We start from the raw sequence: 18,684 nt of genomic DNA, 5'->3' as shown, positions 1-18,684 counted from the left end.
ATAGTTTAAAATTTTAGAACGCGTTATAAGATAGTCCAAGTCCAAAGTAATAAGCCTTAGCTTTAGCTTGTCCAATAAAGTTATAATACGTGTTATTAACCTGACGACTTTGTGGCATTGCGTAAGCACCTGCGATGTCTACACCCAATTTATTGAATTTGAATCCAAGACCAGCAGTAATAACATACGAGTTAAATGATGGTGTTTCTGGGATAAAATAGTCATTAGAATAAGGCGACTCATCATAATATGCACCTAGGCGACCAGCAATCATATCGTTAATCATATATTGCGTACCAAGTCTGAAAGTTTTAGTGTTTTTAAAGTTCTTTGGTGTAACCAAAATTGTTGGGTCTGTTGGTTGGTTGCCGACAGGCGCATTTTCGAAGTCTAATGTTAAACGCTCGTATCTAGACCATCCGGTGTAGTTGAAATCTGCAGATACCAACCATTTCGGCGTAATTTTAAAAGTTGCACCAATGGTGTATTCGTCAACCAATGGTAATGTTGCTTTGAATTTATCCTGACCATTTGCGTCGACTCCAAGATTTGGATATAGAGATTTAGGAATGTTAAAGGTAGCAGTTCCATTTTTAGCTTTCATGTCAATAGGTGCGCGATAAGCAACACTTACATCTAATTTTTCATTGGGTTGGAAATAAAAACCAAATCCAAATCCATGTCCAGAAGCTTTTTCATCATTGATGTTAAGCGTTCCGCCAAATTGTGTAACCGCTTTGTCCCAATCAACTTTTCCTTTAGCGTAGATGTAGCTAGCGCCGAATGAAGCCCAAGGTGCAAGTTTTACAGAAACCATAGGTTGGAAATAGAAACTCTTAAGTTCCATCTTTTGCACAAGCTCCGCGCCTTCCCAGGTTTCAGGCCATTGGATTGTACTACCAAAAGGCGTTGAGAAATTGAAACCAACAGAAAAGTCATTGGTTACTTTATAGGCGATCGCTGCGTACAGAGGCGTTCCTAGTGGATTGTCAGTTTGTGTAGATTCTAAGGTTGACAAGTTTTGGAATGTCACTTTATTGGATGCTCCGAAACCACCTGCAACAACACTTAGTTTAGCCGGGATGAAAGACATCCCCGCAGGGTTGAAGAATGTTACACTTGCGTCTTCAGCATGTGCACTTGTGTGTGCCATCGCAAGTTGTTTAACTCCTTGTAAAGAAACACGGAATCCACCTGCGTATGATAAAACACCTGCTGCTAAAGCCGTTGTTATAAGTAATTTTTTCATAGAAGTAATGTTATATTATGCTCAAATATAAAATTAATTTTATTATCAATGTTAAAATTTTGTAAATTTTGTTAAACAATCATTTAATAATTTAATCTGTTTAATTTTTATAAATGTATTTAAATCTAATTTTATAGCTGTTTTTTAAGCTTTTAAAAGTTTTATTTTAAAAATGTTTAATATTAAACATTGCAATGCGAACCATAATAATTACCTGTGAATTGCATTTGTGTTTTCATGGATATTTTGCTTTATCTTTATTAAAAGGGTTTGTTTTTTAGTAAAATCTTAAAAATTACAGATATTTTACATTTAAAGAATCTTCAAGATGACTTTAATCAAAAATATGTTAACTTTGCGAGAATAATATATTTTTTAATATGAGTTGTGGATGTAAAACATCCGGAGATTCAGGACATTCATGTGGAACAAAATCCTCGAATGGATGTAGCAGTGTAGATACTTGTGGAAATAGCTATAAATTAAGTGTTTTCGATTGGTTGTCAGATGTTAAAAATCCTGGCAATACTTCCAACGAATTTGTTGAAGTGCGTTTTAAAAACGACCGAAAATATTTTTTCAAAAACACAAATAACTTGCCCCTTTCGGTAGGCAACATTGTTACACTAGAAGCGAATCCCGGTCACGATATTGGCGTAGTTAGTTTAACAGGCGAACTGGTGAAAATCCAGATGAAAAAGAAAAAAGTCCCTACAGATGTTCTTCTTAAAGTCTATAGACATGCTTCCCAAAAAGATGTAGAAGTTTGGCAAGAACTTCGTAAAAAAGAAAACGATATAAAAGTCCAAGCCCGAAAATTGGCTTATGCGCTTAATCTGGAAATGAAGATTACAGATGTTGAGTACCAAGGCGACGGATCCAAAATCACATTTTATTACACAGCAGATAGTCGCGTCGATTTTCGACAATTGATTAAAGATTTTGCTGGCGCGTTCCGTACCAAAATTGATATGAAACAAATAGGTTTCCGTCAAGAATCTGCCAAAGTTGGAGGTATCGGATCATGTGGTCGAGAGTTGTGTTGTTCTACTTGGTTGACAGATTTTCGCTCGGTTAATACCAATGCGGCGCGCTATCAGCAATTGAGTATCAATCCTCAAAAATTAGCAGGACAATGTGGCAAACTGAAATGTTGTCTTAATTACGAGCTCGACAGTTATGTGGATACTTTGAAGGATTTTCCAGCAACCAACACGGTTTTAAATACTGAAAAAGGAAAAGCTTTTTGTATTAAAATTGACGTTTTCAAACGCAAAATGTGGTTTGCTTACGTGGAAAATTCGATGGCGTGGTATGATATTGATATTGACGATGTCAAGAAGATGATTGCCATCAATAACGAAGGAAAACCTGCGCCAGCGCTTGAAGATTTTAAAGCACAAACCTCACCAAGTGTTAAGGTGGATTTGATTCAGGAAAGTAGTTTGGATCGATTTGAAAAAAAATCTAGACCAAATAATAGAAAGAATAACAACCGACCTCGTAATGAGCGCGATAATAAAAAGGATAATAGAAATGCTAATCATCCTAACCCGCAGAATGCAAGAGCTAATAATCAAAAAACATCTCAAAACAATCCTAAAGGAGAGGTAAAAAAAGAAGTTAAATCTCAAGAAAATGTTGATGGTAACGCTAATGAACAAAAAAAGCCGAGAAAGCCATTTAACAATAAGAAAAAATTTAATAAAAAACCAACAAATCCTAATTCCAATAATTCCAACAATGCGTAAGTTTTTAGGAATAATGACTTTGGTGCTTATTGTCTTTAGTTGTAGTAATCCGGATGAGGTTATTGCAATGCAGTCTTTAGATAAGGCTACTTGGGCTAAAAACAAAATGTACGAATTAAGTTTTGATGTTCAAAATCATCAAACTCCGAAAAATATTATCTTTGTTATTAGAAATAACGACAGCTATCCTTATAGTAATTTGAGATTAATTGGGACGATTTTTGATGACACCAACAAAGTCTTATCAAAAGATACGCTTAACTATGTTTTGGCAAAACCTAATGGACAATGGTTAGGAAGTGGTTTTGGTGATACTAAAGAAATCATGTTCCAATACAAAACAGATTTCAAATTTCCAAAAGATGGCAAATACAGCATTGGCGCAATACAAGCTATGCGAAATGACCAACTCGCAGGAATTGAAGACGTCGGAGTTAAAATTGTAAATGTAAAGCCATAAATATAATATGGAAAACAATAAAAAATCAAAACCTACCACTGGATTTCCATTGCCACCAAAAAAGAAAAAAAACTCTTCAGGAACTAGAAAATGGATTAAATTTATTTGGATAGGTCTTATTGCAGTCGTTTTAGGGATTTCTGCTTTGTTTTTTGCAGTTTCTCAAGGTTTTTTGGGCGATATGCCCGAAGTGAAAGAGTTGGATAATCCAGATATCTACGTTGCTTCAGAAATTTATTCTTCTGACAATCAGTTGCTTGGAAAGTTTGAGAAAGAAAAGACAATTCCTGTTACTTATAAACAATTGCCACCTTATTTAGTTTATGCATTGCAAGCTAAAGAAGATGAACGTTTTAAAGAACATTCTGGGATAGACCTTAAGTCGGTTGCAAGAGCCATATATTTCGGTGGAGATAGAGGTGGAGGTTCTACGATTTCTCAGCAGTTAGCAAAACTTTTGTTCACAGGTCAGGCTTCTCAAAACAAATTTCAGCGTGCTTTCCAGAAACTTAAAGAATGGTGCGTGGCTGTTAGTTTGGAAAAACGCTATACCAAAGAAGAAATCGTGACTTTGTATTTTAATAAGTTCGATTTCTTGTTCAATGCAAAAGGTGTAGAGATGGCTTCTAAAGTCTATTTTAATAAATCAACAAAGGATTTAACACTTCCAGAAGCAGCGACTTTTGTAGCAATGCTAGAAAACCCGCGTAAAAATAATCCTTATCGCAAGCCTGAAAAAGCAAAAGAAAGACGAAACGTTGTTCTAAAACAAATGCTGGATACAGGTTATCTGGATCAGCAAACTTATGAGCAAGCAATTCAGGAACCAATAGTTGTGGACTTTCATCCAATTGAAAGGGTGGAAGAAGGTTATTCTGCTTATTATAAATTTTATTTAAGAAAAGAAATTCAGCAATATTTAGACGAATACGAAAAACAAACCGGTAAAGAGCTAAATCTTTATAAAAATGGTTTGAAAATCTATGTAACCTTAGATTCTAAAATGCAAGTGTATGCAGAAGAAGCCATTAAGGAACATTTGACAAGTTTGCAGAAAAATTTCGATAACGAAATGAAATACAATGCGAATAGGCCCTATTACAACTTGAGCAAGACGCAAATTAATGACCTTATGATGTCTGCAGTAAGACGTACAGGACGTTATAAGCAAATGAAAGCCGAAGGTATGCCAGAAGATTCTATTATGCTGGATTTCAAAACACCAACGAAGATGACACGTTTCACTTGGGGTGGCGAAGAAGAAATAGAAATGTCACCTTGGGATTCTATCCGTTATCATAAGCAAATTGCACAAGCAGGACTAATGTCTATGGATCCATTAACAGGTGATATCAAAGCTTGGGTTGGTGGTATCAATTGGCAACATTTCCAATACGACCACGTAAAACAAGGAAAACGTCAAGTTGGATCAACTTTTAAACCTTTTGTATATGCAACAGCAATTATGCATTTGGGGATGACGCCTTGTTCGCAAGTTTCTAATGCGACTTATACTAAAGGAAATTGGTCTGTACCAGGTAATGGTGCAATGTTAACTTTGAGAGATGCCATTGCACATTCCAAAAACCCAGTTGCTATTCGTTTGGCCGAAATGGTTGGTACCAAGAATGTTATTCAGACAGCTCGCGATTTGGGTGTAACCGATCCTATTGATACACATTTGCCAATGGCATTAGGGACATCAGATATTACGATTTACGAAATGTTAGGCGCTTATAGTACTTTTGCTAACTTCGGTAATTATACCAAACCAGAGATGATTTGGCGTATTGAAGATGCTAATGGTCGCGTTATTAAAGAAGTGAAACCTCTTGTGAAAGAAGTGATGAACGAAATGTATGCTTACACCATGATTGACCTAATGAAAGGTGTAACCGAATTTGGTACTGCTTCTGGAGAACTGAAACGTCGTGGTGTCGTGGCTGCCGAAATTGCAGGTAAAACGGGTACAACGCAGAAAAACTCCGATGGTTGGTTTATGGGTATTACACCTAAATTAGCAACTGGAGTATGGGTTGGTTGGGAAGACCGTGCCACCCACTTTAGAAGTACTGGCGAAGGCCAAGGTGCCAAAATGGCGCTTCCTATTTGGGCGATTTTTATGAAGAAAGTTTATGCTGATAAATCTTTAGGGATTTCACCAGAAGATAAATTTATAAAACCAACAGATTGGACAGGAAGCTGCTCGGATCTGAGTGGTTTGCGCGGCGGCTACGGTGACGAAGGCGGACTCCGAACGATGGATGAAATTAAAAATCCAACGCCACCGCCAAGCAATAACAACAATAGTCCCAAGAAAGAAGAGAATCTCAACGAGAAACTAAATTCTGGAGACGAAATAGATTTTAACAAATAATTACAGCCCACTTTTTGTGGGCTTTTTTTAACAATGAATATTCATAACATTACACATAACTTTGTTGATAGGTTTCCAGGAGATTTCTCAGGGGATTTACACCAAAGACAAACACCAGGATTTTTGTTTGCAACAGTTTCTGCAGCACATTTTGAAAATTTAGAATTAATTGCTTTTAATGAAAAGTTAAGTCAAGAAATTGGACTTGGGAATTTAGATTATGATTTAAAATTTCTTGCAGCCCAAGATTTACCAAAAAATATCGAAACTTATGCAACAGCTTACGCGGGACATCAATTTGGAAATTGGGCTGGACAATTAGGTGATGGACGCGCCATTTATGCAGGCGAAATTAAAAATGAAAAAAACCAAACTTCCGAATTGCAATGGAAAGGCGTCGGCGCGACGCCTTATTCCCGTTTTGCTGATGGACGTGCAGTTCTCAGATCTTCAGTCCGTGAGTTTTTGATGAGTGAAGCGATGTATTATCTTGGTGTGCCAACAACGAGAGCTTTGAGTCTTGTGAAAACTGGCGAATTGGTAACCCGAGATATTGCTTATGATGGAAACCCAAAACAAGAACAAGGCGCTACTGTTCTTCGCGTGGCGGAATCTTTTTTGAGGTTTGGGCATTTTGAATTGTTGGCTGCACGAAAAGAGTTTGATACGCTTCAAAAATTAATTGATTTTGCCATCGAAAATTATTTTGAAGAAGTGGATGTCAACTCAGAAACAAAAAATTTGGATTTCTTCCAAGCTGTCGCGGATCGCACCGCCAGAATGATTATCGAATGGTATCGTGTTGGATTTGTGCATGGGGTGATGAATACCGATAATATGTCGATTCTCGGTTTAACGATAGATTACGGGCCATACTCGATGTTGGACGAATATGATTTGGAATTCACTCCCAATACCACAGATTTGCCAGGACGTCGATACGCTTATGGAAAACAAGGACAAATCGCACATTGGAATCTTTTGCAACTCGCAAATGCGCTGTTTCCAATAATTAAAAATGAAACCGCTTTACAAGAGATTTTAGAACATTACGCTTCTGATTTTTGGAAGTTGCATGATGAGATGTTGTGTAAAAAATTTGGTTTTGATACTTTATTAAAAATCGATGAGCCATTTTTTACAACTTGGCAACAAATGATGCAGGATTTAAAATTGGATCATACTTTATTTTTTAACACTTTAACGGATTTGGTTTTAAAAGAAAATCTTGATGCAAAAGATTTTAATAATTGTTTTTATCACCAACCAAGTGTCGAAGATGTCGCCCGAATTTCTGATTTTATTAAAAATTATCAAGAACGACTAAATCAAAATCTTATATCGCGTCCAGAAAGTCAACAATTGATGTCCCAGAACAATCCTAAATTTATTCTTCGAAATTATTTGTTGTATGAAGCGATTCAGGATTTAGAAAACGGCGATAATACTAAATTCAATGCGTTGTGGAAAGCTTTGCAAACGCCTTATGGACATCATGATGATGTGCTTTTGGCAAAACGCCCGCAAAAATATAATATGGTCTATGGCTGCTCGCAATTATCGTGTAGTTCGTAATTTTTAAAATTCTAAAGCAATTTCTACTCTGAATTCTTATTTTTGCAAAAAATTTTCAGTTGAAATTTAAAACGACTTTTTTTAACACTTTGAAGTTAGTTTTCCCTTCCCAAAAATGGGAGTGGATTGTTTTTTCTATCGTGTTTATTAGTTATTCTAGTTTTGCATATTTTATTGCTAAGAATTTCCGAATTGTTTTTGACGATCGAATTCCTTGGGATGCGTATTTTAGTTTCGATAATCGCGCGATTGTTATGACTGGCGGCGGGTTTGAGAGGCATCCGCTTTCCAATTATTTCTTCGATATGATTCGGGATTTTGCACTTTGGATTTCCAATGGAAAACTGAATGCCGATTTTAGAGTGGTGTTGGCGTTATGCTCTAGTTTTATCATTAGCCTTAGCATCGTTCAGATTTTTAAATATTTAAAAGAAATTATCAAGCTTCCTTTGTTTTTAGCTCTGCTGATAACACTTTTCTTTTCGTTGTTTACAACTAATATTTTGCTGTCTTTCACGCCAGAAAATTATACCTACACCTTGTTTTTGCTGTGTTTGTTTAATTATTATGTGGCGCGACAATATCAGGCGGACAAAGATTTGTCTTTTACAGCGATTACATTATTTGGCGTTGGTGTGGGCGGTTTGACGATTACAAATATTGTTAAAGTCTATTTACCAATGCTTTTCCAACCAAAACTGTATTGGAATCTGAAAAAAATAAGTATCGAAATTTCTAAAATTTTCGTTTCCGTCGCTGTTTTTGCGTTATTATTTTTAAACCGAATTGATTTTAAATTTCAAAATTTTTTTGATAAAACCGGAGAGCAATACGAGAAGTTTTCTAACCCGAAAGTTACGCCGCTTTGGGATATGATTTATTCTTGGTTTTTTGGAGGAAATATAATGTTTCCATCTTTTATTTTACGTGATTACCACAACAAAAAAGGCTTCGACTACAAAGCTATTTTCATGGATGTGTATTCGAGTGTTTTTTCCTACATCATTGTCGGAATTGTTGTTGTTTTAATTTTTTGGAGTTTTATTAAAAATTTTAGAAACAGACTTGTTCAGATTCTGTTTTGGTCTTTAATGATCGATGTTATAATACATTGTGTTCTCAAATTTGGCTTGCATACGTCTTACATTTATGGAGGACATTTTGTTTTTGTTTTCCCATTGATGATCGGCTGGCTTTTTTATGCCTATCGAAAACAAGCGAAAATAATTTCCGCGTTAACCAGTGTTTTGATTGTTCTTACGATGTATATTGGCATTAATAATGTTTGGCGTTTAGGAGAATTTATAGAATTTTTAAACCTTTTCTACAAATAAAATAATCCCGAAAAGCTTCGGGATTTTATGGTTCTTGAAAGTGATGTTTTTTCTATTTTGCCTCGACACAGAAAATTCTGTACTGCACTGGTGTGGCCGTACTATAGACGGATTTTACGCGGCTGAGGTCAGATGATGCACTTTGTTTGTTAAAATAACTTCCGGCTAAAATTTTGTAATTCGGTCTCAATGAAGCGTCGATTTCTACTTTAAGAGAAGGGAAGTTTTTTCTAAAATCTGCGCCAATTTTTCGAGCTTCGTCATTGCTTTTAACAACGGCAACTTGTATCTTGTATCCCATGATTTTAGGATTTTGGCGACAAATTTCAGTATTTGTTAGTTCTCTGCTTGGTACAACAATTTTTGTTGGCTTGTTGTTGTCAGAAATATTTTCTTTTGGACGGGCACAAGTTTCTTCTTGTTTAGTTATAAGGTTATCAATTCTCGTATCCATAGTTATCGTAACTGGAGTTCCAGAAATGGTGTCTTTTTTAACAATGTATTGAGCATCAATGTTGTAAGCTGTTATAAAAACTAATAAGCACAAAACTTTTGAAAGGATTTTCATTTATTTTATTTTTCACAAATTTAGGATAAATAAAAAAAATGCCAAACTTTCTTATTTAGAAACATTACAAATTGTTTACAAATGAGAAAAAGCAGAATAAAGGTTCTCATAAATTTATGTTAAAGTCTTATTTTTGCGCAATTGAATGTATACTCAATATTTTTTACTAACCCAAGATTAATTAAATGATTAGTTGGAGAAAGCATTACAAAAAAAGTCTGATAGCACTCGGTTTGCTATTATTGACTAGCGCTTCTATTAATGCACAAGGAGATCCAAAGAAAGGTCTTGACCTTTTTAAGGCCAATTGTACGGCTTGTCACGCCTTAGACAAACAGATGATTGGACCTGCTTTGGGAGGAGTTGTCGATAAACTGAAAAAGGAGCAAGGTCTGGAAACAGACTGGTTACACAAATGGATTAAGGATAACAAAGCACTTAGAGCTTCTGGTGATAAGTACGCTAACCAAATCTATGAGGAATTCAACAAAGTAGAAATGTTGGCATTCCCGAATTTGTCAGATCAGGATATCGATGATATCTTAGCCTATACGACAGATCCGCCAAAAGAAGAACCAAAGGCTGATGCGGCAGCAGCCACGGGAGGTGATCTTGCTGGTGCGCAAAAAGCCCAAGAAAGTCAACTTAACTCGCAGGCGATTTTAGCAGCTTTTGTTGTTATTGCAGGTTTGTTACTTTGGTTATTAGTGAAGATAAGACAGTTGGTGAAGCTTCAGCAGACACCAGAATTGTCGGATCTTAATTCTACAAGAATTAATTCTTTCTCCGAGTTATACAAAAAGTACAACTATGTTGGTAAGGGTGTTATAGCAATTTTGGCGATGCTTGCTTTGTATGGTGTTTGGAATTCATTAATGTGGATTGGGGTTTACAAAGGTTATGCGCCTGAGCAGCCAATTCATTTTTCTCACAAAATCCACGCTGGAGATAACAAGATTGATTGTCAACTTTGTCACTCTGGAGCTAAGTATGGTAAAGTGTCAGAAATCCCATCTGTTAACGTTTGTATGAACTGTCACAGAAGTATCTCTGAATACAATGGTGCTTACATGGAGCCAGGAAAAGACAAGGCATTCTACGACGGAGAAATTCAGAAGATTTATGCTGCAGCAGGTTGGGATCCAGCCAAGCAACAGTACACTGGGAAAACCACTCCAATCGAATGGACAAGAATTCACAATATGCCAGATTTCGTTTACTTTAACCACTCTCAACACGTTGTAGCTGGTGAAAAAGCGATTATCTCAGCATTTAACAAGAAGAATCCTAACAACCAAATCGATGTTGTTTGTAAAGCTTGTCACGGTAAAGTAGATACAATGAATGTTGTGCAGATGGCAAACGACTTTACTATGGGATGGTGTATCGAATGTCACCGTACTACAGAAGTTGATATGTCAAACGGTTACAACCAAGAGTATTTCAAAAACCTTCACGATAAGTTGAAAAAACAATACGGCGAAGGAACAAAGATTACGGTAGATGCTATCGGTGGTCTAGAGTGTGGTAAGTGTCATTATTAATAACAAAAATTAGAAGTATCAATGGCTTCAAATAAAATACAATTCAGAAGTATTCACGAACTAAAAGACCAATCGCTTAACGCGAAATTGGCTCAAAAGGAGTTTCAGAATGAAATTCCAGTTGATGAATTCTTAGGAGATGCGGAAAAAATGAATAATTCCGGTACTTCCAGAAGAGATTTCCTTAAATTATTAGGATTCTCGACTGCAGCTGTTACTTTAGCAGCTTGTGAGGCACCAGTTATTAAGACGATTCCTTATGTGGTGAAACCGCATGACATCATTCCTGGAGTTCCTAATTATTATGCTTCAGCTTATTTCGATGGTTTCGATTTCTCAAGTGTTTTAGTTAAAACAAGAGAAGGTCGCCCTATCAAAATTGAACCAAATCCTGCTGCTGGTAACTTGGGTAAAACTAATGCTAGAGCACAGGCAAATGTATTGTCCCTTTATGACAATGATAAACTAAAGCAGCCAAAACTTAATGGAAGCGATGTTTCTTTCGATCAGCTTGATGACTATGCTATCAAAGGTCTTAACGAAGCACAGGCAGCGGGTAAAAAGATTGTAATCTTGTCACACTCAATGCCAAGCCCAACTTTCAAAAAGTTGTTTGCTGATTTTAAAACAAAATATCCTTCTGCGGAATTAGTAACTTATGATACTTATCCTTATGCAGCAGCTTTGGATGCCGCAACAGAAGTATTTGGACAAAGAGCTTTACCAGTTTATGATCTTTCAAGTTCAGAATTGGTAGTGTCTTTCCAAGCAGATTTTTTAGCAGATTATAATGCTGGTAGTTTAGAAACCTCTTATGCCGCTGCAAGAAAACCGGGAGAGAATATGTTGAGACACATCCAAGTGGAATCTAACATGTCTTTGACAGGTGCTAACGCAGACTCAAGAATTAGACTTAAACCAAGTGCAGTTAATAAAACTTTAGTTGAAGTATACAATGGTCTTAACGGCGGTACTTCTGATAAAGTAGCTGCTGAAATCGTTAAAGAACTTCAAGCTAAAGGAAACAAAGCGGTTGTTTTTGCTGATGGATCAAAAGCGGCTTACGTTTTAGCGCATTTAATCAATCAAAAATTAGGTTCAGTTGCTTTCACTGGGAAAGCGAATCTTCTTAAGGATTATGACAATGCAAAATTCAATGAGCTTATCGCTTCAATGAATGCTGGTCAAGTTGGGGTTTTAATTTCAAATAGAACGAATCCTTTATACTCTTTTGCTAAAGCGGAAGCTTTCAAAAGTGCTATGGCAAAAGTAGCTTGTACAATTGCTATTACAGATAAGAAGAACGAAATCTTCAAAGCTTCGAAGGCAATTATCCCTGCAGCACATTGGCTAGAATCTTGGGGTGACATCGCTCCAGAAACTGGATCTTACGCGCTAATGCAGCCAACGATTCAAAAGATTTATAAATCAAGACAAATTGAAGAATCATTATTAGTTTGGATCAACGGTAAAGGAAGTCCTGCTAATGATTATTATACTTATTTGAAAGCCAATGCTGCGACATTATTAGGCGGAACATCGTTCAACAAAGCTTTATATAATGGTTTTAATGATGCTGCGGTTGGTAGTACATTATCTTACGCTGGTGGAAACGCTGGTCAAGCAGTTGCTGAATTGAACGCTTTCAAAGCTTCAGATTTAGAATTGCAATTATATCTTAATACAGCAATCGGTGATGGTACACAAGCTAATAACCCTTGGTTACAAGAGCTTCCAGATCCAATCACAAGATTGTCTTGGGATAATTACTTAACTATTTCTCCTAAAGATGCAGAGCGTTTAGGTATCAAAAATGAGCTTAACGGAAGAATGCAGCTTGATGGTTCTACAGTTGACTTGACTGTTAACGGTGTTGAACTGAAATCTCTTCCCGTATTTATTCAGCCAGGTCAGGCTGATGGATCTTTAGGTTTAGCCTTAGGTTATGGTAAAAAAGATTCTGGTAAAGTAGCGGAAACAGGAGTTAATGCTTATCCACTATTTGATGGTTACAATACGATTTTATCAAACGTAAGTATCAAAGATGCTGGAGAAGAGCATGAGTTTGCTGGAGTACAGCTTCAAAATACACTTATGGGACGATATGAGATTGCTAAAGAAGCAACGCTTACAGAATTCCTAGGTGATGTTAATGAGTGGAATAAACCATTAGAAATGCACACTATTGGTGGCGCACTTCCAATTGGAAAGATTGACCTTTGGGACTCTTTCGATGATACAGATGGATCACATTTTAACTTGTCAGTAGATCTTAACTCTTGTACTGGTTGTGGCGCGTGTGTTATCGCATGTCAAGCAGAAAATAACGTTCCTGTTGTTGGAAAAGAAGAGGTGAGAATGTCTCGTGATATGTATTGGTTGAGAATTGACCGTTACTATACTTCGAAACTACCAAAAGAGTTTGATAAAGTAAAACAAGACGGTAAATTATCACAACAAGAAGCTGTTGATGGTGGATTAGACGTTCCAGGAATGTACAACATTCTAATTGAACCAAACGAAACGCCAGATGTTATCTTCCAACCAGTAATGTGTCAACATTGTAACCATGCTCCTTGTGAAACTGTTTGTCCAGTAGCGGCAACATCACATGGTAAACAAGGTCAAAACCAAATGGCTTATAACAGATGTATTGGTACAAGATATTGTGCGAACAACTGTCCATATAAAGTAAGACGTTTCAACTGGTTTACATATAACCTAAACGATAAGTTTGATTTTAATCAAAATAATGATTTGGGAAGAATGGTTCTTAATCCGGACGTTGTTGTAAGAACAAGAGGGGTTATGGAGAAATGTTCTATGTGTATCCAAATGACACAGAATGTTATCCTTGAAGCTAAGAAGGAAGGAAGAAGAGTCGCTGATGGAGAATTCCAAACGGCTTGTTCTAAAGCTTGTTCTACAGGCGCAATGAAATTTGGTGATATGAACGATGTCAACTCAGAAGTTAGAACATTGTTCACCGATAAGAGAAAGTATATTTTACTTGAAGAAATCGGTACCAAGCCAAACGTGTTCTACCACACGAAGATTAGAAATAGAAAAGAAAATAACGTTTAAATAATAAATAGGTAAAAGATGTCAGGACATTACGAAGCTCCGATAAGGGAACCTTTAATTATTGGTCATAAGACTTATCACGATATTACGGAAGATATCGCAAGACCTATCGAGGAACGTGCAGGAAAACTATGGTGGGCATCACTATACGCTGCATTAGTACTGTTTATCTACGGATTTGGTTGTATTGCATACACAATCGGAACGGGGATAGGTGCTTGGGGATTAAACAAAACCATTAACTGGGGTTGGGATATTACCAACTTCGTATGGTGGGTAGGTATTGGTCACGCCGGTACACTTATTTCCGCTGTACTATTATTATTTAGACAACGATGGAGAATGTCGGTTAACCGTTCTGCCGAGGCGATGACGATTTTCGCCGTTTGTCAAGCAGCGATTTTCCCGGTTATCCACATGGGTAGAGTTTGGGTAGGTTATTGGGTATTCCCATTGCCAAACCAATTCGGGTCTTTGTGGACTAACTTTAACTCACCACTACTTTGGGACGTATTTGCGATTTCTACGTATTTCTCAGTATCAGTTGTATTCTGGTTCATGGGACTTATTCCGGATTTTGCAATGATTCGAGATAGAGCTAAAACACCATTCAACAAAAAGATTTATACAATTCTTTCATTTGGATGGGGCGGTAAAGCAAAACATTGGCAAAGATTTGAAGAACTGTCTTTGGTTCTTGCAGGTTTAGCAACACCACTTGTATTCTCTGTACACACCACGGTATCATTTGACTTTGCAACGTCGGTTATTAAGGGTTGGCACTCAACCATCTATCCTCCTTATTTCGTTGCGGGGGCGATTTTCTCAGGATTTGCAATGGTACAAACACTGTTGTTAGTTGCAAGAAAAGTTTGTCACTTAGAAGATTATATCACAATGTACCACATTGAGATTATGAACATCGTAATCATCTTAACAGGTGGTATGGTAACAGTGGCTTATGCTTGCGAATATTTTATCGCTTGGTATTCTGGATCTAGATTTGAAGATTTCGTATATCTTTCTCCAGGTGCAGCAACAGGACCTTATTGGTGGGCATTCTGGGCGTTGATCATTTGTAACTTGGTGGTGCCAGCTGCGTTCTGGTTCAAAAAAGTTAGAACAAACATCTTCGCAACATTTATTATTGCATTGATTATTAACATTGGTATGTGGTTCGAGCGTTTTGATATTATTGTTATCAACTTATCAAGAGACTACTTACCATCATCATGGACAATGTTTATGCCGACAATTATTGACGTTGGTGTATACCTTGGTACGATAGGCTTCTTCTCTGTATTGTTCTTATTATATGCAAGAACATTCCCTGTAATTGCACAGGCAGAATTGAAGAGTATTTTGAAAATTTCAGGTGAAACTTATAAAGCAAAAGAAGGAGATGAGCACCACTAAAATTATTTACGGACTTTACGGCGACGACGATGATTTAATGCACGGCGTTAAAGCCTTCACTGATAAAGGTATCAAGATTAACGAAGTTTATACGCCTTTCCCAGTACACGGACTAGACAAAGCTTTAGGTCTTAGAAAAACAAGAATTTCTGATGCTGCTTTCTTCTACGCTGTTTATGGTGTTTCAATTGGAGCTTTAGTAACGTATTATACTATGATTCGTGACTGGCCTCAGAATATTGGTGGTAAACCCGCTTTTGACTGGGGACACAATATGCCAGCTTTCGTGGTGCCAATGTTTGAGCTAATGGTATTCTGTGCGGCGCACCTTATGTCATTAACTTATTTAGTTAGAAATAAAATGTATCCAGGGGCAAAACCTCAGAATCCAGATCCAAGAACAACGGATGATAAGTTCCTGATGGAATTTGTATCAGATGATGTTGAAACGATCAAACAGATTCTTGTAGATACTGGTGTTGAAGAAATAACAGTAAAAGACGCTTAAGATGAAAAAGAATATTATTAAAATTACTACCGTTTTAGGTTTTGCAAGTGTTCTTTTAACCTCTTGTAGTAAAGAGAATCCACCTTTGGTGTATTTCCCTGATATGTACTTCCCAGTGGCTTATGATCCATTGATGAAGGCAGAAGACGCTTATTCCAAACACGAAAACGAAATCCCAGCTTTTGTTGCTAACAATGGCGCAACAGGATTAAAACCTGTAGAAGGTTCTGTTCCTCAGAATGCAGACGGTATTATTGAAGACCAAGCATTGCCTAAAAATGTAGACGAATACAATGCAGGTTACGATGCTTCAAAAACAATGACTACTTCCCCTCTTGTCGCTAAAAATCTTGAGAAAGATCTTGAAAGAGGCAAACATTTATATGACCAGACTTGTGCTGCTTGCCATGGTGTGGGAGGAGATGGACAAGGTTCAATTGTTCAATCAGGCGCTTATTCGGGAGTTCCAAATTATAAAGATAGAGAAATCACAATTGGCTCTGTACACTATGTATTAACTAATGGTAGAAATGCCATGGGTTCTTACGCAGGTCAGCTTAATGCTGGTGACCGTTGGAGAGTGGCGCTATATGTGATGAACGCGTTCAAAGGTGCTGCTGCTCCTGCTGAAACAGCTAACTCAAGCGATGCTGCGGCTGCAACAGCTACTGAAACTAATACTAATACTAAAAAATAAAAAGTAAGAACATGTATAGTTTTTCACCTAAGTTAAGATTATATTCCATTATACTGATTGTTGTAGGATTAGTGTTATTTGCGGCTGGATTTGCCTTAAATAAAGGAATTGATGATACTACTATTACCCACTGGATGGAAGCTGTTCATTCAGGTGGTCATGATAACCCAACACACTCTAGCGAAATGGTAGGTCCACAAGACCACCAAGCGCATTTAGATCACGCTAAAATGCAAGTTGGAAACCAGCCGTTGGCTGCGCTTCATGTTGCTGCGGTATTCTTATTCGGAGTTAGTTGTGCTGCTTTATTCTTTTATAGTATTCAGCATGCGGCACATGCAGGTTGGTCTATTATTGTAACAAGAGTTATGGAAGCTGTGGCTTCTTTTATCCCATACGGAGGCGCTATTCTTATTATAATTGTTTTGCTAAATGCATTCCACATGGGACATTTGTTCCACTGGATGGATCCAGCATTAACAGATCCTAATGACCCACATTTCGATGTGATTATTTATGAGAAGAAATTGTTCTTAAATATTCCGTCTTATATTATTAGAACATTTATCTATGTATTAGGAGCGAGCTTCTTTGCATGGAAGCTTAAACAAACTTCTAAGAAAGTGGACGATACTAACGGCGACAGAAAAGTATATGCTAGTCTATACAACTGGAGCGTAGGATACATCGCATTCTTCGGATTTGCTTCTGCAGCGTGGGCTTGGGATTGGTTGATGTCAATAGACCCTCACTGGTATTCTACATTGTATATTTGGTATTCTATGGTGAGTTGTTTAGCAACTGCTGTAGCTGCAATTATCTTGGTAGCTGTTTATTTAAAGAAAAAAGGATTTTATCCTCAGTTCAATGATAACCACTTACACGATTTAGGTAAGTATTTGTTCGCAACAAGTATGCTTTGGACATACCTTTGGTTCTGTCAGTTCATGCTTTATTGGTATGCAAACGTTCCAGAAGAGGTTAACTACTTCTTCGGTAGATTCGAGTATTACGGTCCAACATTCTTACCAATGTTAATTATTAACTTCCTACTACCATTGTTAATTCTAGTAAGTAGTAGCATAAAACGTAATTACAAAGTGGTTACAACTATGGCTGTTATTGTTATCTTTGGACACTGGGTTGATTATTTCAACATGGTAATGCCGGGAACAGTAGGCCCTTATTGGAACAACATTCCAACTCTATTATTAACAGTTGGATCGTTCGCAGCGGTTGTTGGTTTATTTGTTTTTGTAGTATTTACAGCATTAACAAAATTAAAATTAATGCCAACTGGAAACCCATTCTTCCACGAATCAGAGATTTACGAATATCCTTTTTAAGAGATATTGTTATTTAGAATTTGAAGCCCGATATTTTTCGGGCTTCTTTTTTTTGTATATTTAATATTAAAATAAAAAATGATGATAAAGGCAATTTCCATTGAAAAGGTCCTCTTTTTAGATATAGAAACTGTACCACAGAATCCGAGTTATAGCGATAATGATGAAGCGACGCAAATGCTGTGGGATAAGAAAACTAAAAATCAACGTAAGGATGACATTACTGCCGATGATTTCTACGGTGAAAGAGCAGGCATTATGGCAGAGTTTGGAAAGATTATTTGTATTTCTATCGGGATAGTAGATCAAGCTAAACTTAAAATTAAATCTTTTTATAATGATAATGAAAAAGACTTATTATTAGAATTTTGCCAAATTTTCAACAGCGCAAGACTTCGCGATGTTATACTTTGTGCACACAACGGAAAAGAATTTGATTTTCCCTACATAGCGCGCCGGCTTTTAATAAATGGCATTGAACCTCCCAAAGTTTTTCAAATGTTTGGTAAAAAACCCTGGGAAATTCCACATATCGATACGATGGAGCTTTGGAAATTCGGTGATTGGAAGTCTTATGTATCTTTAGAATTATTAGCCCATATTTTTAATATTCCAACCCCGAAAGACGATATTGATGGTTCACAAGTCGCTCAAATTTATTACGAGGAGAAAGACTTATTAAGAATAGTTAAATATTGTGAAAAAGATGTCTTAACTTTGTGTAATATTTTCCGACGTATGAGACAGGAAGATATTATAAAACGTTTAGATTAAA

The 18,684-nt window shown here is 36.7% G+C and carries 14 protein-coding genes; 12 read left to right on the top strand and 2 right to left on the bottom strand.

The window, feature by feature from the left end; translation table 11 throughout:
* Nucleotides 1-13 precede the first annotated feature (13 nt).
* Nucleotides 14-1,249, bottom strand: a complete 1,236-nt coding sequence (locus ACVFVN_RS08555; RefSeq protein ID WP_456234941.1) for an OmpP1/FadL family transporter — start codon at nucleotides 1,247-1,249, stop codon at nucleotides 14-16.
* Between the two features lie 380 nt (nucleotides 1,250-1,629).
* Here ACVFVN_RS08555 and ACVFVN_RS08550 point away from each other — a divergent pair, with 380 nt between their 5' ends.
* From ACVFVN_RS08550 to ACVFVN_RS08530, 5 genes are read left to right on the top strand one after another with little or no spacing between them, the layout of a single operon-like run.
* Complete coding sequence (locus tag ACVFVN_RS08550; protein WP_456234940.1) at nucleotides 1,630-3,000, top strand: PSP1 domain-containing protein; 1,371 nt, start codon at nucleotides 1,630-1,632, stop codon at nucleotides 2,998-3,000.
* Entirely contained in the window at nucleotides 2,993-3,460 is a 468-nt protein-coding gene (locus ACVFVN_RS08545) for a gliding motility lipoprotein GldH (RefSeq protein ID WP_456234939.1), read from the top strand. The genes ACVFVN_RS08550 and ACVFVN_RS08545 overlap by 8 nt, the downstream gene beginning before the upstream one ends.
* A gap of 7 nt (nucleotides 3,461-3,467) precedes the next feature.
* Complete coding sequence (locus tag ACVFVN_RS08540) at nucleotides 3,468-5,837, top strand: penicillin-binding protein 1A (RefSeq protein WP_456234938.1); 2,370 nt, start codon at nucleotides 3,468-3,470, stop codon at nucleotides 5,835-5,837.
* A gap of 33 nt (nucleotides 5,838-5,870) precedes the next feature.
* Nucleotides 5,871-7,412 carry a protein adenylyltransferase SelO gene (locus ACVFVN_RS08535; protein WP_456234937.1) on the top strand — a complete coding sequence of 514 codons (1,542 nt, stop codon included), beginning with the start codon at nucleotides 5,871-5,873 and terminating at the stop codon, nucleotides 7,410-7,412.
* Nucleotides 7,413-7,471: 59 nt separating this feature from the next.
* Nucleotides 7,472-8,746 carry a DUF6080 domain-containing protein gene (locus ACVFVN_RS08530; RefSeq protein ID WP_456234936.1) on the top strand — a complete coding sequence of 425 codons (1,275 nt, stop codon included), beginning with the start codon at nucleotides 7,472-7,474 and terminating at the stop codon, nucleotides 8,744-8,746.
* A 52-nt stretch (nucleotides 8,747-8,798) separates the two neighbouring features.
* Here ACVFVN_RS08530 and ACVFVN_RS08525 read toward each other — a convergent pair whose 3' ends face one another.
* Nucleotides 8,799-9,314, bottom strand: a complete 516-nt coding sequence (locus ACVFVN_RS08525) for an SPOR domain-containing protein (protein ID WP_165134657.1) — start codon at nucleotides 9,312-9,314, stop codon at nucleotides 8,799-8,801.
* Between the two features lie 185 nt (nucleotides 9,315-9,499).
* Between ACVFVN_RS08525 and ACVFVN_RS08520 the strand changes: the two genes are divergently transcribed.
* The 7 genes from ACVFVN_RS08520 (at nucleotide 9,500) to ACVFVN_RS08490 (ending at nucleotide 18,683) form a co-directional block, all read left to right on the top strand.
* On the top strand, nucleotides 9,500-10,858 hold the full coding sequence (locus tag ACVFVN_RS08520) for a c-type cytochrome (protein ID WP_165134654.1): 1,359 nt from the start codon (nucleotides 9,500-9,502) through the stop codon (nucleotides 10,856-10,858).
* 21 nt (nucleotides 10,859-10,879) lie between these two features.
* Entirely contained in the window at nucleotides 10,880-13,942 is a 3,063-nt protein-coding gene (locus tag ACVFVN_RS08515) for a TAT-variant-translocated molybdopterin oxidoreductase (RefSeq protein WP_456234935.1), read from the top strand.
* A gap of 18 nt (nucleotides 13,943-13,960) precedes the next feature.
* Complete coding sequence (gene nrfD, locus ACVFVN_RS08510; RefSeq protein ID WP_165134648.1) at nucleotides 13,961-15,358, top strand: NrfD/PsrC family molybdoenzyme membrane anchor subunit; 1,398 nt, start codon at nucleotides 13,961-13,963, stop codon at nucleotides 15,356-15,358.
* Nucleotides 15,345-15,866, top strand: coding sequence for a DUF3341 domain-containing protein (locus tag ACVFVN_RS08505; RefSeq protein ID WP_456234934.1), 522 nt, complete (start codon nucleotides 15,345-15,347; stop codon nucleotides 15,864-15,866). Before nrfD ends, ACVFVN_RS08505 begins: the two co-directional genes overlap by 14 nt.
* Before the next feature lies 1 nt (nucleotide 15,867).
* The gene (locus tag ACVFVN_RS08500) at nucleotides 15,868-16,563 is read left to right on the top strand and encodes a c-type cytochrome (protein WP_456234933.1); all 696 of its coding nucleotides are present in this window, start codon (nucleotides 15,868-15,870) and stop codon (nucleotides 16,561-16,563) included.
* Between the two features lie 11 nt (nucleotides 16,564-16,574).
* A complete protein-coding gene (locus ACVFVN_RS08495; RefSeq protein WP_165134639.1) occupies nucleotides 16,575-17,909 on the top strand; it encodes a quinol:cytochrome C oxidoreductase in 1,335 nt (444 codons plus the stop codon).
* Between the two features lie 81 nt (nucleotides 17,910-17,990).
* Complete coding sequence (locus tag ACVFVN_RS08490) at nucleotides 17,991-18,683, top strand: 3'-5' exonuclease (RefSeq protein WP_456234972.1); 693 nt, start codon at nucleotides 17,991-17,993, stop codon at nucleotides 18,681-18,683.
* Nucleotide 18,684 lies beyond the last annotated feature (1 nt).

This window comes from Soonwooa purpurea, from assembly GCF_053891095.1.
Note: the sequence above shows the minus strand (reverse complement) of the source record. Positions and strands in the feature narration are given on the sequence as shown.

What these genes read in the sequence shown, in the direction of transcription:
- ACVFVN_RS08555 (WP_456234941.1), bottom strand. Translation starts at nt 1,249, where the DNA reads ATGAAAAAATTACTTATAACAACGGCTTTAGCAGCAGGTGTTTTATCA.
- nrfD (WP_165134648.1), top strand. Translation starts at nt 13,961, where the DNA reads ATGTCAGGACATTACGAAGCTCCGATAAGGGAACCTTTAATTATTGGT.
- ACVFVN_RS08545 (WP_456234939.1), top strand. Translation starts at nt 2,993, where the DNA reads ATGCGTAAGTTTTTAGGAATAATGACTTTGGTGCTTATTGTCTTTAGT.
- ACVFVN_RS08505 (WP_456234934.1), top strand. Translation starts at nt 15,345, where the DNA reads ATGAGCACCACTAAAATTATTTACGGACTTTACGGCGACGACGATGAT.
- ACVFVN_RS08525 (WP_165134657.1), bottom strand. Translation starts at nt 9,314, where the DNA reads ATGAAAATCCTTTCAAAAGTTTTGTGCTTATTAGTTTTTATAACAGCT.
- ACVFVN_RS08540 (WP_456234938.1), top strand. Translation starts at nt 3,468, where the DNA reads ATGGAAAACAATAAAAAATCAAAACCTACCACTGGATTTCCATTGCCA.
- ACVFVN_RS08520 (WP_165134654.1), top strand. Translation starts at nt 9,500, where the DNA reads ATGATTAGTTGGAGAAAGCATTACAAAAAAAGTCTGATAGCACTCGGT.
- ACVFVN_RS08490 (WP_456234972.1), top strand. Translation starts at nt 17,991, where the DNA reads ATGATAAAGGCAATTTCCATTGAAAAGGTCCTCTTTTTAGATATAGAA.
- ACVFVN_RS08550 (WP_456234940.1), top strand. Translation starts at nt 1,630, where the DNA reads ATGAGTTGTGGATGTAAAACATCCGGAGATTCAGGACATTCATGTGGA.
- ACVFVN_RS08495 (WP_165134639.1), top strand. Translation starts at nt 16,575, where the DNA reads ATGTATAGTTTTTCACCTAAGTTAAGATTATATTCCATTATACTGATT.
- ACVFVN_RS08500 (WP_456234933.1), top strand. Translation starts at nt 15,868, where the DNA reads ATGAAAAAGAATATTATTAAAATTACTACCGTTTTAGGTTTTGCAAGT.
- ACVFVN_RS08535 (WP_456234937.1), top strand. Translation starts at nt 5,871, where the DNA reads ATGAATATTCATAACATTACACATAACTTTGTTGATAGGTTTCCAGGA.
- ACVFVN_RS08515 (WP_456234935.1), top strand. Translation starts at nt 10,880, where the DNA reads ATGGCTTCAAATAAAATACAATTCAGAAGTATTCACGAACTAAAAGAC.